This window comes from Nonomuraea sp. MTCD27, from assembly GCF_041950495.1.
Lineage (GTDB): Bacteria > Actinomycetota > Actinomycetes > Streptosporangiales > Streptosporangiaceae > Nonomuraea.
The window spans coordinates 228,565-243,923 of record NZ_JBGNUW010000015.1 but is presented as its reverse complement, the minus strand read 5'-3'; the positions used below and the strand labels follow the sequence as shown (position 1 = coordinate 243,923).

The window sequence follows — 15,359 nt, the reverse complement described above, 5'->3', positions numbered from 1 at the left end:
AACCCGGGATCGTTTCCCGGGCATGACGGACCAACCGTACGACGGTTGGCAGCGATTCAGTTTGCCATATCTTCCGGCTGGAGGCGAAACGAGAGCTCTTCAAGGAGCTTTCTGTCGTGCTTGTCCAGTGTCGCGGGGTCGAGCGCCGCCGCCAGTTCGGGCCGGTTCCGTACGGTACGCCGGATCGCCTCGTCGCGCCGCCATCTGGCGACATTGCCGTGATGTCCCGACAGCAGCACGGCGGGCACCTCGTGCCCCCGCCACACGGGCGGCTTGGTGTAGACGGGACCCTCGACGAGGTTCTGCATGGAGCCGGGCGCGAACGAGTCGTCCACGGCCGACTGGGCGTTGCCGAGCACGCCGGGCAGCAGCCTGCCGACGGCCTCCACCATGACCAGCACCGCCACCTCGCCACCGGCCAGCACGTAGTCGCCGATGCTGACCTCGTCGACGCGCAGCCGGGAGGAGTATTCGGCCATGACCCGCGAGTCGATGCCCTCGTAGCGCCCGCACGCGAACAGCAGCCACGGCTCCCCCGCCAGCTCCTGCGCCAGCTCCTGGCTGAACGGCCGCCCGCTCGGCGTCGGCACGATCATCCGCGGCAACCCGCCGTCCGGGCCCTCGGGGCCGGCGGCGATCACGGTGTCGATGGCCTCGCCCCACACCTCGGGCTTCATGACCATGCCCGGCCCCCCGCCGTACGGGGTGTCGTCCACGGTCTTGTGCACGTCGTGGGCCCAGTCGCGGAGCTGGTGCACGTGTACGTCGAGGGTGCCGCGCTCACGCGCCTTGCCGATCAGCGAGACGTCGAGCGGGGCGAAGTATTCGGGAAAGATCGAGACGATGTCGAGCCGCATCAGAGCAGCCCCTCGGGCGGATCGACGACCAGCCGCCCCGCCTCCGGATCGACCTCGGGCACCAGCTCCTTGACGAACGGGATGAGCGCGTCGTCCTGGCCCTCGCGACGCACCACGAGGAGGTCCTGGCCGTGGTGGAGGACGTCCGCCACCTCTCCGACCGGCTCGCCGGAGACGGTCCGCACCGCCAGCCCGATGAGCTGGTGGTCGTGGAACTCGTCCGGGTCATCGGACGGCGTCACCTCGGCCGAGTCGATGACCAGCATGGTGCCGCGCAGTTCCTCGGCGGCGTCGCGGTCGGCGACCCCCTCGAACGACACCAGCAGCATGCCCTTGTGCCAGCGGCGGGACGTGACGACGAGCGGCCCCCGGTCCGCGGGGTCCGTCTCGATCGAGATGCCGGCCGCGAAGCGCAGCTCGGGATCGTCGGTGCGCACCTCCACGGTCACGTCACCGCGTACACCGTGCGGGCGGCCTATCCGGCCGACGACCAGCTGCACGTGAACCTGCCCTCTCTTATCAACGCAAGCGCCCCCATCGGAACGAGACCGATGAGGGCGCGCAAACCTGACGCTAACGGACTGCTTCGTGCAGGTCGAGCAGATCGACCCGTACGTACTTCCCGTCGGCCAGGGCGTTCACGACCGTGCGCAGCGCCTTGGCGGTGCGCCCGCCGCGTCCGATGACCTTGCCCAGGTCCTCGGGGTGCACCCGGACCTCCAGGACGCGCCCGCTGCGAATGCGGCGTGCGCGGACCCGGACATCGTCAGGATGTTCGACGATGCCCTTAACGAGGTGCTCGAGAGCCTCCTCGAGCACGTCAGGCCTCGCCCTCGGTCTGGGTCTCGGCGGGGGCGGCCTCGGCCTCGTCCTTCTTCTTGGCCTTCTTCGGCGTGGTGGCGGCCGTGCCGGTGTCGCCACCGGACAGCGTCTCCTTGGCCGCGGCCTCGTAGAGGGCGTGCCGGTCAGGCTTGGGCTCGGCGACCAGAAGCGGCGCAGGGGCGGGCTCGCCCTTGAACTTCTGCCAGTCGCCGGTGAGCTTGAGCAGCTTGAGCACCGGCTCGGTCGGCTGCGCGCCGACACCCAGCCAGTAAGCCGCACGCTCGGCGTTGACCTCGATGCGCGAAGGGTGTTCCTTCGGGTGGTACAGGCCGATCTCCTCGATCGCCCGGCCGTCACGCTTGGTGCGGCTGTCGGCGACGACGATACGGTATTGAGCGTTGCGGATCATGCCGAGCCGCTTGAGCTTGATCTTGACTGCCACGGGTGTGGTCTCTCCTGCATTCGAGCGTGGGTGAACGGCACCTCGCCGAGTGGGGCACGACGGGATGACGCTCCAGGGACAGGCGTGACCTGTGGGAGATGAGAGGGCACCCACCTGGTCACGGTGTTCCAACATGTCATTGTGCCAGATCGACGGCACTGCCTACGACTTGTCACGGCAGCGCACCGCAAAGGTCCGGCAAGGACCGGATATCGGCGTACGCCCGCCGCCGCGGCGGCGGGCGCCGACCGGTTACTTCTGGCCGGGAAGCCGCAGCTTGGACGGGTCGAAGCCGGGCGGGAGCTCCATCCCCGGCGGCAGCTTGCCGCCCAGGTTGCCCAGCACGCCGCCCTTCGCGGGCTGCTCCCCGTCGGGTTCCTCGGCGGCGGCCTTGCCCAGCGCGGCCTTGCGCGGGTCGCCGCTGACGCGCCGCCCCTTCTTGGCCTTCTTCTGCGCCTTGCTCGCCTTGCCCCGGCCCCCGGGCATGCCGGGAATGCCCATGCCGCCGGCCATCCGCTTCATCATCTTCTGCGCGTCGAAGAAGCGGGTGACCAGGTTGCTCACGGCGCTCACGGTGACGCCGGAACCGGCGGCGATGCGGGCGCGGCGGGAACCGTTGATGATCTTCGGGTCCTGGCGCTCGGCCGGGGTCATCGAGCGGATGATGGCCGCGATGCGGTCGAGGTCGCGGTCGTCGATGGAGTTGATCTGGTCGCGCATCTGCCCCATGCCGGGCATCATGCCGAGCAGGTTCTTGATGGGCCCCATCTTCTGGACCATCATCATCTGCTCGAGGAAGTCCTCGAGCGTGAAGTTCTCGCCCGACGTGAGCTTGCCGGCCATCTTGGCGGCCTGCTCCTCGTCGAACGTCTTCTGGGCCTGCTCGATCAGGGTGAGGATGTCACCCATGTCGAGGATGCGGGAGGCCATCCGGTCGGGGTGGAAGGCGTCGAAGTCTTCCAGCTTCTCGCCCGTGGAGGCGAACATGATCGGCCGGCCGGTGATGTGCCGGACCGAGAGCGCCGCGCCACCGCGCGCGTCGCCGTCGAGCTTGGTCAGCACGACGCCGTCGAAGCCGACGCCCTCCATGAACGCCTGCGCCGTCGTGACGGCGTCCTGGCCGATCATGGCGTCGACCACGAACAGGACCTCGTCGGGCGAGACCGCGTCGCGGATGTCGGCGGCCTGCTTCATCATCTCCTGGTCGATGCCCAGGCGACCCGCGGTGTCGATGATGACGATGTCGTGCTGCAGGCGCCTGGCCTCGTCGATGGACGTGCGGGCGACCGAGATCGGGTCGCCCACGCCGTTGCCGGGCTCCGGCGCGTAGACCGCGACCTCGGCGCGCTCGCCCACGACCTGGAGCTGCTGGACGGCGTTGGGCCGCTGCAGGTCGGCGGCGACCAGCATGGGCACGTGGCCCTGCTCGCGCAGCCACTTGGCCAGCTTGCCCGCCAGCGTCGTCTTGCCCGCGCCCTGGAGGCCCGCCAGCATGATGACGGTCGGCGGCGTCTTGGCGAAGCGGAGCCTGCGGGTCTCGCCGCCGAGGATCCCGATCAGCTCGTCATTGACGATCTTGACGACCTGCTGCGCCGGGTTGAGCGCCTGGGAGACCTCGGAACCGCGGGCACGCTCCTTGACCTGGGCGACGAACGCCTTGACCACCGGCAGTGCGACATCGGCCTCTAGCAGGGCGATGCGGATCTCACGGGTGGTGGCGTCGATGTCGGCATCGGACAGCCGCCCCTTGGATCGGAGGGAGGAGAAGACCGATGTCAGCCGGTCGGATAGCGTCTCGAACACGTGGTTGGCCAGTCCTCGAAGCGAATGTACGTCTAAGACTCCAGCCTATCCGCTCCGCTAGCCGCTCCAGCCTGGCACGGCCATCCGGACCGTGAGAGCGTGCTCGACGAGGTTGATCAGAGCGCTCTTGACCGAGTCCTTGGAGCGGGCGTCGAGCCGCACCATCGGGATGTGCGGGGCCAGCGTAAGGGCGTCGCGCACCTCGGAGTCGCTGTGCGCGTACTGGCCGTCCCACCCGTTCACCCCCACGATGAACGGGAGCTGGGCCTCTTCGAAATAGTCGATGGCCGGGAAGCTGTCGGCCAGGCGGCGGGTGTCGACCAGCACGACCGCGCCGATGGCACCGCGCACCAGGTCGTCCCACATGAACCAGAACCGGTGCTGCCCGGGCGTGCCGAACAGGTACAGGATGAGGTCGCGGTCCAGCGACACGCGGCCGAAGTCCATGGCCACGGTCGTGGTCGACTTCAGCGGTGTCATGCCCAGATCGTCGATTCCGGCGGAGGCATCCGTCATGACGGCCTCCGTCGTCAACGGCATGATCTCCGACACCGCGCCGACGAACGTCGTCTTGCCAACCCCGAACCCGCCGGCGACCACGATCTTCGTCGAGGTCAATCCGGGGCTAGAGCCTGCGAAGTCCACTTAGCACCCTTTCCAGCAGGTTGACGTCCGGCCTACCCTCATCCAGCTGCGGCTGATGCACCCGAACCAGGCCCTCGGCCGCCATGTCCGCGATCAGAACACGCACCACGCCGAGCGGGATCCGCAGCAGCGCCGACACCTCTGCCACCGATCGGACCTGCAGGCAGAGCTGGCTGATCGCTTTGTACTCGGGCGTGATGTGCGAGAACTCCCGGTGCTCGGCGGTCGCCGAGGACACCAGGGCCTCCATCGCCAGCTTGACCTTGGGCGCGGTCCGCCCGCCCGTCACGGCGTAGGGCCGTACCGGGGAGGCGGGGTCGGAGCTGGGTGGCTGGGGCGGCGGCGGCTCCCAGCCACCGCTGTTCCAGCCGCCGCTGTTCCAGCCTCCGCTGTTCCACGTGGGATTCGTCACCTACATCACCTGGTCTGGCTGGCGCGCAGCTCCGCGCGCACAGCCGGAGTCAGTACCTGACCGGCGCGATCGACCATCAGCGTCATCTGGTACGCCACCAACCCCATGTCACAGTCGGGGGCCGCCAGCACGGCGAGGCACGAACCGTCGCTGATCGACATGATCAGCATGAGCCCGCGCTGCATCTCCACGATCGTCTGGTTCACCGCGCCGCCCTCGAACACCCGGGCCGCGCCCTGTGTCAGAGAGACCAGCCCGGACGCGATCGCGGCGAGCTGGTCAGCCCGATCCGCCGGAAAACCCGCCGACGCCGCCAGCGGCAGACCGTCGGACGAGACGACCACGGCGTGTGCGACCCCCGGGACCGTGCTGACGAAGTCGGTGATTAACCAATCCACCCCACGTGCCGACTGGCTCAGGTCGTTCATGCGCGTTCATCCCTGCTCTCAACACTTCTCGGACCGGAGGGATACGTTCTTCCCTCGCTGATGTCGTCTCGTGCTGCCCTGAAACCCTGCTGGAAGCTCGAAAGACGGCTGCGTACCCGTTCGGGGGAGACGGCCGGCATGGGCGCGACCCCCTTCGGCGCCGAGACGGTGTCCGCCGAGCCGGGCACCAGGTTGGCCTTGGGAACCCGTTTGGGGAGTCCCGCCGCCGTCGCACCGTCACGTACCGGCTCCACCACCGCCTGGGCCGCGTTCCAGCCCGCGTCGGCCTTGGCCGATCCCCAGGTGGCCTCGCCCTCGGCGCCCTGGTCGAACCACTTGGACTCGACCGAGGCGAAGATCGGCAGGTATTCGTCACCCGAGGAGGCGGGCTTCACGACGGGGATCGGGCCGGTGGCCGCGGACTCGGTCTCCGGCATCTCGTACCGTGACCGCCTGAAGCCCATGTCCGATCCGCCGGTGTCCGCTCCCCAGCCGGTGTCCGGCCGGTCGTCGGCGGCGGGGCGCTGCGGCGGCAGGGCGGCGTTGTTCGTCCAGCCGCCGGACGGCGAGCTCATGGGGTTGCGCGAGGGAACCCAGACGTCGGTGCTGTCGTACTGGGGACCGCCGTTGCCGCGCGTGTCGGCCGACGGCCAGCCCGTGTCCATGCTCGGCTGGGAGGGGAACGACGGGTGCCCGGGGCCCGGGCGGTACTCGCCCCCGCCCCACTGGGGCACGGGAGGCGGCGGCACGGACGGCGGTCCGCCGAATCCGAAGCCCTCGTCCTGGCTCGGCATGCCGCCGGGCATGCCGCCCGGCATTCCCGGGGCCGCCGCTCCCCCCGGGTAGGCGGGGGACTGCGAGCCCAGGAGCGCCTCGGGCATGAGGACCATGGCGGTCAGGCCACCGGAGCCGTGCGGGCGCAGCTGCACCCGGATGCCGTGCCGGTGGGCCAGCCTGGCGACCACGAACAGGCCCATGCGGCGCGACACCGACACGTCCACGCTGGGCGCGTCGATGAGGCGGTCGTTGGCCTGGGCCAGCTCGTCCTGGGTCATGCCGATGCCGGAGTCGGTGATCGACAGCATCACGCCGCCGCCGTCGATCCGGCTGCCGGACACGGTCACCCTGGTCTCGCGGGGCGAGAACGACAGCGCGTTCTCGACCAGCTCGGCGATCAGGTGGATGACGTCGTTGACGGCCTGGCCGGCCACGGAGACCCCGTCGGGGACCTGGAGGACGACGCGCTCGTAGTTCTCGACCTCGGAGAGCGAGGCTCGGGCGACGTCGACCAGCTTGACGGGCTTGCTCCAGCGGCGCGGCGGTTCCTGGCCGGCGAGGACCAGCAGGTTCTCGCTGTTGCGGCGCATGCGGGTGGCCAGGTGGTCCAGCTTGAACAGGTTGCCGAGCCGCTGCTCGTCCTGCTCGCCCTGCTCCAGGCCGTCGATCAGGGTGATCTGCCGCTCCACCAGCGTCTGGCTGCGCCGCGACAGGTTCACGAACATCGCGTTGACGTTGCTGCGCAGGCGGGACTCCTCGCCCGCCAGCCGGACCGCCTCGCGGTGCACCTCGTCGAACGCCCGCGCGACTTCACCGATCTCGTCGTTGGAGGCGACTCCGATCGGCTCGACGTCGACGTTGTCCGAGACCGTCTCCGCCTCGCGGAGCTGGCGGACGGTGTCGGGCAGGCGACGCCCGGCGATGAACAGGGCCTCCCTGCGCAGCCTGCGCAGGGGGCCGCTCAGCGAGCGGGCCATGATCACGGTGACCAGCAGCACGAGGATGAGCAGGAGCACGATCGCGCCGGCCACGATGATGGCGCCCTGCTGCTCCGCGCCCTCCAGGGTGCGGCTGCGCAGCACGATGCTCTCGGCGACCTGCTGCTCGACCTTGCGCATGCCGGTGATGGTCTCGGTGATGGCGTCGTACCACGCCTCGCCGTCACGGGTGAGCCCGACCTGGCGGTCGATCAGGGGGAGGCCGGCCTCCTGGAGGACCAGGGCCCGGGCCGCGAGGATCTCGGCGCGGTCGACGGCCTTGCCGCTGACGGTGTCGTCGTAGAGCTGGCGCAGCACCAGGGGGACCTGCGACCTGTAGGTGCTCAGCTCGCTGTTCTTCTGGGCGCGGGCGGCGATGAAAGCGTCGAGCTCGTCCTTGCCGAAGCTCCGGGTGGCCAGGGCCGACACGAGGAGGGCTCGCTGGGTGGAGACGTACTGCTTGGCCCGGGACAGGGCGCCGAAGCCGGCGACGCTCGCCGACAGCTCCTTGTCGACCGCGCCTCGGTCGATCTTGTCGTTGAGCGAGAGCAGGTCCGAGATGGACCGGTCGTAGAGCTCGATGACGGAGTTCACGTCGAGCTGGGAGTCGATGGCGGTCTTGCGCGAGGTGGCGAGCTCGTCGAGGCGGTTCTTGATGCGCAGCGCCTCGGACGCGTGCGGGCTGGTGCCGCTCGCCAGGTCCTCGACGCCGCTCCTGACCTCGACGACGAGCTTGTCGACGCGCTCGTACTGGGAGGCGACGTCCGCCGGGCTGCCGCTTCTGCGGCCCTGTGCGACGTAACTGGCGCTCAGGTCGCGCTCGGCCTCCACCTCGTGGGCGAGGGCGGTCAGCCGGCTCGCCAGTACGGCGACCTCGTTGACCTGCGCGTATTCGTTGGCGGTGGCGATCGATGTGGTGACCCGCAGGCCACCGAGCGTGAGCGCCGCGATGGTCGGGATGACGACCAGGACCACGAGCTTGGAGCGTACCCGCCAGTTACGCAGGGAGAAGCGAGCCCCCGCCCTCCGGCTGCCGGCCTCCGACTTCTTGCCCGGAACCGGCGCCTGTGGCTTACGGGATGCGTTTCGGGGGGCTTGGTCTGCTAAGCCCTGATCCCCGCCCACAGAGGGGACAACACTCTTCACTTGCCTCCGCAACCTCTCCTCGGATGGTCTGGTGCACGAAGATCACGTCTTGCCTGTGTTTGCAGTGTGACGCCGACGCACCCTTGGGGCGAGAGCTAATTGGAGCACATCAACAGGAGATCGGCCAATACCGCAAAGATCGCAGTCACCACATAAACCGACAATCTTCTCAAAACACAACACCCATTGCACGCCCCCCAAGTCAAGAGGTAGGCACCCCAGATAATCGGACAAAACCACATCAATCGTCCTATATATGCATATATCTCGTTAATTTCCTATGTACTGGCTGCGGTGAGTAGTACTGCCTGCGCTAGGGTGCCTCCGTCGTTGAACACTCCCGTTCGCACTTCACCCCCCTCGGTTCAAAGGAGACCCGCAATGCGGTTCGGTGCATTAGGGCGCACTGCTCTGGTTGGGCTTGTGGCCACCCTCGTCGTCACGGGGTGTTCCGGTTCAGGCGGGGAGTCGACCGGCTCCAGCGCCTCCGCCGGCATGAAGACCGACCTGCTGATCGGCCAGTACCCCGGCGCGGACTCCGCCCCGCTGTTCATCGCCATGGAGCGCGGCTTCTTCAAGGAAGAAGGCCTCAACGTCAAGCAGGAGCCGATCCAGGCTCCCCAGATGGTGCTGCCCAAGCTCTCCAACGGCACCATGGACGTCGTACTCGGCAGCTACGCCACCATCCTGACGATCCAGGAGGCGGGCACCGAGAAGTTCAAGTACATCGCCGACTCCTATCAGGGTGCGGCGGGTGCGTTCGGCGTGATGGTGAAGAAGGGCTCCTCCATCAAGGACGTCGCCGGCCTCAAGGGCAAGAAGATCGGCGTCAACGCCCTCAAGGGTCTGGGCACCCTCACGATGAACCCGCACATGAAGATCGCTGGTCTCAACCCCGACACGGACATCGAGTACGTCGAGGTTCCGACCACCAACTGGCTCTCCGCGCTCGACAAGGGCGACGTGGACGCCGTCTGGATGACGGACCCGTACGTCAGCCAGGCCAAGAAGGACCTCGGCGCCACCATGCTGCTGGACACGATGTCCGGCCCGACCGACGGCCTGCCCATCACCGGCTGGGCCGCCACGGAGAAGTGGGTGGCGGAGAACCCCAAGACGCTCGCCGCGTTCCAGCGGGCCATGGCCAAGGCGCAGAACATCGCGGCCACGGACCGTAGCGCCGTGACGAAGGTCCTGCCGACGTTCACCAAGATCCCGGCCGAGACCGCCGCCACGATCAACCTGGGTGCCTACCCGACCTCCCTGAGCGCCCAGCGCATCCAGCGGGTCGCGGACCTCATGGTCGACGCCGGCATGCTCAAGCAGAAGATGGACGTCACCTCGATGATTTACTCCGCCTCTCAGGGATGATGAGCACAGTCACCGCGGCGCGGCGCGAGCGGGTCCCGCTCGCCCGCGCCAAGCTGATCAAGCTGGCCCGTCACGCCACCGGCGTGGCGGGTTTTCTGCTCGCCTGGCAGATTCTGGGCATGTCGGGCCTGCTCAAATGGCTGCCACCGGCGGCCGACACGCTGGCGCGCACCGCCGCGCTCGCCGTCGACCCCGTCTTCCTCGACGACCTGCGGGGCACGCTCACCGCGGCGGCCATCGGGCTGCCGCTCGCCGTGCTGGTGGCCGTGCCGATCGGCCTGCTGCTGGGAACGGTCCCGGTGGTGGAGGAGATGACCAGGGTGTTCGTGGAGTTCCTGCGGCCCATCCCCTCCGTCGCGCTGATCCCGCTGGCGCTGTTCTTCTTCCAGCCCGAGATCAACGCCAAGATCGCCCTCATCGTCTTCGCCGCCTCCTGGCCGATCCTGATCAACACCCTGTACGGCGTGCGTGACGTGGACCCGCTGGGCAAGGAGACCCTGCGCTCGTTCGGATTCGGACGCGGCTCGGTGATCTGGCGGGTGTCCCTGCCGAGCGCGGCCCCCTTCATCGCGACAGGGGTACGGCTGGCCGCCTCCATCACGCTCATCCTGGCGATCAGCGTGGAGTACATCGTGGGCGGTTCGAGCGGCATCGGCAGCTTCCTCATCGAGGCGAGCACCGGCATCGGCGCCGACGCGATGATCGACGTCATCGCGGCCCTGCTGTGGGCGGGCGCGATCGGGCTCGTCGTCAACACCGCTCTCGTGCGGGCCGAACGACGACTGTTCAAGTGGCGGGCGACGTGATACTCACCATCGTCAAGCGGTTGTGGCTGGTCCCCGTCATCCTGGGCGGCTGGGAGCTGCTCGCGCGGTCCCTGGAGAACCCGTACCTGCCGACGCCGACCCTGATCGTGTCCCGCATGTACGAGATGTGGTTCTCCGGGCCGTACATCCTCACCGAAGAGGCCATCGAGAACTTCGTCCCAAGCCTGGTCAGGGTGGTCTCGGCCTGGAGCGTGGCGGTGATCGTGGGCGTGGCCCTCGGCGTCGCGATCGGCAGGTCCGCCACGCTGGCCGACTACATCTCACCGCTGATCGAGTTCGGCCGGGCGGTGCCGCCGCCGGCCATGCTCCCGGTCTTCCTCGTGCTCTTCACGATGGGCACGCAGGTGCAGCTCGCGACCATCGTCTTCGGCATCATCTGGCCGATCCTGCTCAACTCCATCGACGGCGCGCGCAACCTCGACCATCTGAAGATCGAGACCGCCGCCGTGTTCGGCGTGCCCGCGCATCTCCGGCTCGTCCGGATCATCCTGCCCGCCGCGTCGCCGAAGATCTTCGCCGGCCTGCGGCTGAGCGTCTCGCTGGCGCTGATCCTGATGATCATCTCGGAGCTCAAGGGCAGCACCGAGGGGATCGGCTACCTCCTCAACCTGGCCAGCAACAACGCCGACATGCCGGCCATCTGGGCCGGCGTCCTGCTGCTCGGCGTGCTCGGCTTCACACTCAACACCTTGTTCCTCATGGTGGAGCGGCGCGTGCTCGCCTGGCACCGCGACGCTCACCGCATCGCTTAGGAGACTCCCCCTGTGACCGAGCTGTTGCTGAAGAACGTGAAGGTCGTGACCCACGATCGGGACGAGCCGGTCGACGCGGACATCGCCATCGCGGACGGCCGCATCGTCCGGGTCGAGCCCGGGTTGCCCGCGGCCGGCGAGGTGATCGACGGGGGCGGCAAGCTGGCCTTCCCCGGTGTCGTGGACGCCCACCAGCACTGGGGCATCTACAACCCGCTGCCGGAGGACACCGAGTCCGAGAGCCGGGCGAGTGCTCAGGGCGGCGTCACGACGGCGCTCACGTACATGCGGACCGGGCAGTACTACCTCAACAGGGGCGGCCCCTACGCCGAGTTCTTCCCCGAGGTGCTCAAGCAGGCCGAGGGCAGGGCGTTCGTGGACTACGGGTTCCACCTGGCGCCCATGTCGAGCGGGCACATCGGCGAGCTGCCCGACCTGGTCGAGCGGTTCGGGGTGCCGTCGTTCAAGATCTTCATGTTCTACGGCGGGCACGGGCTGCACGGGCGCTCCGACGACCAGCGGGCCTTCCTGATGCTGCCCGAGGGCGAGCGCTACGACTACGCGCACTTCGAGTTCGTGATGCGCGGCGTGCAGGCGGCCAGGGAGCGGCTGCCCGAGCTGGCGGACGAGATCTCGCTGTCGCTGCACTGCGAGACGGCCGAGATCATGACGGCCTACACCAAGCTCGTGGAGGAGGCCGGCGACCTGAGCGGGCTGGCCGCCTACAGCGCCTCCCGGCCCCCGCACTCCGAGGGACTGGCCGTCTTCATCGCCTCCTACCTCGCCCACGAGACCGGGCTGGCCAACGTCAACCTGCTCCACCTGTCCTCCCGCAAGGCCATGGACGCGGCCGTACGCATGGCGGCCACGTTCCCGCACATCGATTTCCGGCGCGAGGTAACGATCGGGCATCTGCTCGCCGACATCGACACGGCCAGCGGCATCGGCGGCAAGGTGAACCCGCCGATCAGGCCGCGCGAGGACGTCGAGGCGCTGTGGGAGTACGTCCTCGACGGCACCGTGAGCTGGGTCGTCAGCGACCACGCCTGCTGCCGCGAGGAGCTCAAGTTCGGCGAGCCGCGCGACGACGTCTTCGTGGCCAAGGCCGGCTTCGGCGGCGCCGAGTACCTGCTGCCCGGCCTGATCACCGAGGGGCGGCGCAGGGGCCTGCCGTACGGCCGGATCGCCGCGCTGACCTCCTGGAACCCGGCCAAGCGGTTCGGCCTGCGGACCAAGGGCACGATCGCCCCCGGTTTCGACGCCGACATCTGCCTGGTCGACCCCGCGCACACCTGGACGGTGCGGGCGCAGGACTCGGAGTCGACGCAGGAGTACACGCCGTTCGAAGGGTTCGAACTGACCGCCAGGGTGTCGGACACGTTCGTCCGCGGTAACCGGGTGCTGGAGTCCGGCAAGGTCGTGGGTTCCCCCATCGGGCGGTACGTGTCCCGACCTGCCTGAACGCCCCAGAACGTACGCCGGTGCCGAAGTGATCATTACTCGGGTACGCTCCCGCCCAGTGACGTAGGTCGCTCTCCAAGAGCCATCCACCCCCTGGTAGGAGATCTTGATGACCCGCAACGCACGATCCCGGGCAGCCGTCCTGGGAGTTTCCATCGCTCTCGTGCTCGCCGGCTGCGGCGGGGGCGGTGACGCGCCTCCCAGCCCCGCCGCCGACAGCACGGGCTTAGAGAAGACCACGATCAAGGTCGGCGCCCTGCCGATCCCGGACCCCGTCGCCCTCTACATCGCCAACGCCAAGGGCTTCTTCAAGGAAGAGGGCCTGACCGTGGAGCCGGTCACGATCACCGGTGGCGCGGCGGCGCTGCCGCAGATCGAGAGCGGCGCGCTGGACATCTCGCAGACCAACTACGTCTCGACGTTCCTGGCCGTGGGCCAGGGCAAGAAGATCAAGCTGGTCGCGGACATGTACCAGGCGGCGCCCAACACCTTCAACATCATGGTTCCGAAGGACTCCCCCATCAAGACGGTGGCGGACCTCAAGGGCAAGACCGTCCTGGTCAACAACCTCAGGAACATCGCCACGCTGGCGGTGACCTCTCAGCTCAAGGCCGCCGGACTCACCGAGATCGACGTCAAGTTCGCCGAGAAGCCCTTCCCCGAGATGGGCAACGCGATCAACTCCGGCCAGGCGGACGCGGGCTGGATCACCGAGCCGTTCATCACGGCCAACACGAACGCGCTCGGCTTCCGGTCGATCGCCGACACGATGACGGGCGCGACGGCGGACCTGCCGATCGCGGGCTGGATGGCCACCGAGGACTGGGCCAAGGAGAACCCCAAGACGCTGGCGGCCTTCCAGCGGGCGATCTCCAAGGCGCAGCAGCTCGCGTCCTCGGACCGCAAGGAGATCGAGGCGATGTTGCCGACGTACACGAAGATCGACGCCAAGACCGCGGCGGCGATCACCCTGGGCGCCTACCCGACCGCGCTCGACGCGGCCCGCCTGCAGAAGGTGGCCGACCTGATGCTCGAGTACAAGTACCTCACCAGCCCCATCGACGTGAAGTCGGTCATCGCGACGACGACGGGCTGATGACCGGTACACGACTGCTCCGCGGCGCGGCCGGCGTCGCGGGGTTCCTCATCGCCGGAGAGCTGCTCATCCGCTACGGCCTGGGCGAGGGCCTGGTCTTCCCGGCGCCGTCCGCCGTCCTGGCCGGCGCCTGGGAGATCCTCGCGGACGGCGTGTTCCTGGAGGGCGTCGTCGCGACGCTCGCGAACTGGGCGCTCGGCCTGCTGATCGCGATCGCGGTGGCCGTGCCCGTGGGTGTGCTGCTCGGCGCGCTGCCTCCGGTGGAGCGCGCCATCCGGCCGATCCTGGAGTTCATGCGGCCGATCCCGTCGGTGGCGATCATCCCGCTGGCGATCCTGCTGATCCCGGTGGATGAGCTGATGAAGGTCTCGGTCATCGTGTACGCCTCCGTCTGGCCGATCCTGATCAACACCCTGTACGGCATGCACGACGTGGACCCGATGGCCAAGGACACCCTGCGTTCCTTCGGCTTCGGCCCTTTGGCCGTGCTGGCCAGGGTGAGCCTGCCCAGCGCGGCCCCGTTCGTCGCCACGGGCGTCCGGATCGCCGCCGGGATCGCGCTCGTCCTGGCCGTCAGCGCCGAGCTGATCGCCGGCGGCGCGGCCGGCATCGGCGTCTACGTGAACGTGGCGGGCAGCGGCAACCGGATGGACCTCATGATGGCGGCCACGTTCTGGGCCGGCCTGCTGGGAGTGGTCGCGAACCTGGCCCTGCTGGCCGGCGAGCGCCGCCTCTTCCACTGGCACCAGGTGCGGACGGAGGGGTCATGAAGGCCCTGGCGAGGCTGTGGGCGATCCCGGTCGTGCTGGTCGTCTGGGAGTTCGTCGCCCGCGCGGTGGAGGACACCGACTTCCCGCCGCCGACGACGATCGTCGCCCGCATGTACGAGCTGTGGTTCTCCGGCCCGGCCGGGCGGCTGTTCCTCACCGACGGCGCGATCGACAACCTCCTGCCCAGCCTCGGCCGCATGTTCAGCGGCTGGGTCCTGGCCGCGGTGATCGGGGTCCTGCTGGGGATGCTGCTCGGGCGCTCCAGGACCGCGACCGACTACGTGAACCCGCTGATCGAGTTCGGCCGGTCGATCCCGCCGCCGCTGCTGCTGCCGGTGTTCCTCGTGCTGTTCCAGGCGGGCCTGGCCACGCAGCTGGCCACGATCGTGTTCGGCGTGATCTGGCCGGTGCTGCTCAACTCGATCGACGGCGCCAGGTCGCTGGATCGCACCTACCTCGAGACCGCCGCGGTCTTCAACCTGACCGTCCAGCAGCGGCTGTGGGTCGTCCTCCTGCCCGCCGCCTCGCCGAAGATCTTCGCCGGGCTGCGGCTGAGCCTGTCGCTGGCGCTGATCCTCATGGTGATCACCGAGCTCATCGGCGGCACCGACGGCATCGGCTACCAGCTCCTGCAGGCCCAGCGCAGCTTCGACGGCGCCGGGGTGTGGGCCGCGATCGCCCTGCTCGGCGTGCTCGGCTACGTGGTGAACTCCCTGTTCGTGCTGGCCGAGCGCCGGGTCCTGGTCTGGCACCGGCAGGCCGGCCGCGGCTGA

General features: G+C 68.8%; 16 protein-coding genes. 7 read left to right on the top strand and 9 right to left on the bottom strand.

The genetic code is table 11. The annotated features are described in order from the left end of the window. Window positions 1-56: 56 nt before the first annotated feature. The 9 genes from trmD to ACBJ59_RS38285 form a co-directional block, all read right to left on the bottom strand. On the bottom strand, window positions 57-857 hold the full coding sequence (gene trmD / locus ACBJ59_RS38325) for a tRNA (guanosine(37)-N1)-methyltransferase TrmD (RefSeq protein ID WP_375115046.1): 801 nt from the start codon (window positions 855-857) through the stop codon (window positions 57-59). After that, complete coding sequence (gene rimM, locus ACBJ59_RS38320; protein ID WP_375115045.1) at window positions 857-1,357, bottom strand: ribosome maturation factor RimM; 501 nt, start codon at window positions 1,355-1,357, stop codon at window positions 857-859. The genes trmD and rimM overlap by 1 nt, the downstream gene beginning before the upstream one ends. A gap of 73 nt (window positions 1,358-1,430) precedes the next feature. After that, the gene (locus tag ACBJ59_RS38315; RefSeq protein ID WP_043634919.1) at window positions 1,431-1,676 is read right to left on the bottom strand and encodes an RNA-binding protein; all 246 of its coding nucleotides are present in this window, start codon (window positions 1,674-1,676) and stop codon (window positions 1,431-1,433) included. A 1-nt stretch (window position 1,677) separates the two neighbouring features. Beyond that, window positions 1,678-2,121, bottom strand: coding sequence for a 30S ribosomal protein S16 (gene rpsP / locus ACBJ59_RS38310; RefSeq protein WP_364126915.1), 444 nt, complete (start codon window positions 2,119-2,121; stop codon window positions 1,678-1,680). Window positions 2,122-2,373: 252 nt separating this feature from the next. Next, window positions 2,374-3,924, bottom strand: coding sequence for a signal recognition particle protein (gene ffh, locus ACBJ59_RS38305; RefSeq protein ID WP_375115044.1), 1,551 nt, complete (start codon window positions 3,922-3,924; stop codon window positions 2,374-2,376). A gap of 57 nt (window positions 3,925-3,981) precedes the next feature. After that, window positions 3,982-4,542, bottom strand: a complete 561-nt coding sequence (locus ACBJ59_RS38300; protein ID WP_195899383.1) for an ATP/GTP-binding protein — start codon at window positions 4,540-4,542, stop codon at window positions 3,982-3,984. Window positions 4,543-4,549: 7 nt separating this feature from the next. After that, window positions 4,550-4,981 (bottom strand): DUF742 domain-containing protein, encoded by a 432-nt coding sequence (locus ACBJ59_RS38295; RefSeq protein ID WP_375115043.1) that lies wholly within the window; start codon window positions 4,979-4,981, stop codon window positions 4,550-4,552. Between the two features lie 5 nt (window positions 4,982-4,986). Beyond that, window positions 4,987-5,409, bottom strand: coding sequence for a roadblock/LC7 domain-containing protein (locus ACBJ59_RS38290; RefSeq protein WP_346104683.1), 423 nt, complete (start codon window positions 5,407-5,409; stop codon window positions 4,987-4,989). Further along, window positions 5,406-8,138: a nitrate- and nitrite sensing domain-containing protein gene (locus tag ACBJ59_RS38285; protein WP_375115042.1), complete on the bottom strand. Its 2,733-nt coding sequence runs from the start codon at window positions 8,136-8,138 to the stop codon at window positions 5,406-5,408. The genes ACBJ59_RS38290 and ACBJ59_RS38285 overlap by 4 nt, the downstream gene beginning before the upstream one ends. A gap of 594 nt (window positions 8,139-8,732) precedes the next feature. On the opposite strand from ACBJ59_RS38285, the gene ACBJ59_RS38280 reads away from it, so the two are divergent. The 7 genes from ACBJ59_RS38280 (at window position 8,733) to ACBJ59_RS38250 (ending at window position 15,359) form a co-directional block, all read left to right on the top strand. Continuing rightward, complete coding sequence (locus tag ACBJ59_RS38280; protein ID WP_375115041.1) at window positions 8,733-9,680, top strand: ABC transporter substrate-binding protein; 948 nt, start codon at window positions 8,733-8,735, stop codon at window positions 9,678-9,680. Then, a complete protein-coding gene (locus ACBJ59_RS38275) occupies window positions 9,677-10,486 on the top strand; it encodes an ABC transporter permease (protein WP_375115040.1) in 810 nt (269 codons plus the stop codon). Before ACBJ59_RS38280 ends, ACBJ59_RS38275 begins: the two co-directional genes overlap by 4 nt. Further along, window positions 10,471-11,259: an ABC transporter permease gene (locus ACBJ59_RS38270; RefSeq protein ID WP_375115039.1), complete on the top strand. Its 789-nt coding sequence runs from the start codon at window positions 10,471-10,473 to the stop codon at window positions 11,257-11,259. The genes ACBJ59_RS38275 and ACBJ59_RS38270 overlap by 16 nt, the downstream gene beginning before the upstream one ends. 12 nt (window positions 11,260-11,271) lie before the next feature. Then, entirely contained in the window at window positions 11,272-12,720 is a 1,449-nt protein-coding gene (locus ACBJ59_RS38265; RefSeq protein ID WP_364114720.1) for a dihydroorotase family protein, read from the top strand. Window positions 12,721-12,829: 109 nt separating this feature from the next. Beyond that, entirely contained in the window at window positions 12,830-13,816 is a 987-nt protein-coding gene (locus ACBJ59_RS38260) for an ABC transporter substrate-binding protein (protein WP_375115038.1), read from the top strand. Beyond that, complete coding sequence (locus ACBJ59_RS38255; protein ID WP_375115037.1) at window positions 13,816-14,586, top strand: ABC transporter permease; 771 nt, start codon at window positions 13,816-13,818, stop codon at window positions 14,584-14,586. Before ACBJ59_RS38260 ends, ACBJ59_RS38255 begins: the two co-directional genes overlap by 1 nt. After that, window positions 14,583-15,359, top strand: a complete 777-nt coding sequence (locus tag ACBJ59_RS38250; protein ID WP_375115036.1) for an ABC transporter permease — start codon at window positions 14,583-14,585, stop codon at window positions 15,357-15,359. The genes ACBJ59_RS38255 and ACBJ59_RS38250 overlap by 4 nt, the downstream gene beginning before the upstream one ends.

Excerpts from the sequence above, each read along its gene's own strand:
- trmD (WP_375115046.1), bottom strand. The coding sequence starts at position 857 with ATGCGGCTCGACATCGTCTCGATCTTTCCCGAATACTTCGCCCCGCTC.
- ACBJ59_RS38290 (WP_346104683.1), bottom strand. The coding sequence starts at position 5,409 with ATGAACGACCTGAGCCAGTCGGCACGTGGGGTGGATTGGTTAATCACC.
- ACBJ59_RS38275 (WP_375115040.1), top strand. The coding sequence starts at position 9,677 with ATGATGAGCACAGTCACCGCGGCGCGGCGCGAGCGGGTCCCGCTCGCC.
- ACBJ59_RS38260 (WP_375115038.1), top strand. The coding sequence starts at position 12,830 with ATGACCCGCAACGCACGATCCCGGGCAGCCGTCCTGGGAGTTTCCATC.
- ACBJ59_RS38255 (WP_375115037.1), top strand. The coding sequence starts at position 13,816 with ATGACCGGTACACGACTGCTCCGCGGCGCGGCCGGCGTCGCGGGGTTC.
- ACBJ59_RS38250 (WP_375115036.1), top strand. The coding sequence starts at position 14,583 with ATGAAGGCCCTGGCGAGGCTGTGGGCGATCCCGGTCGTGCTGGTCGTC.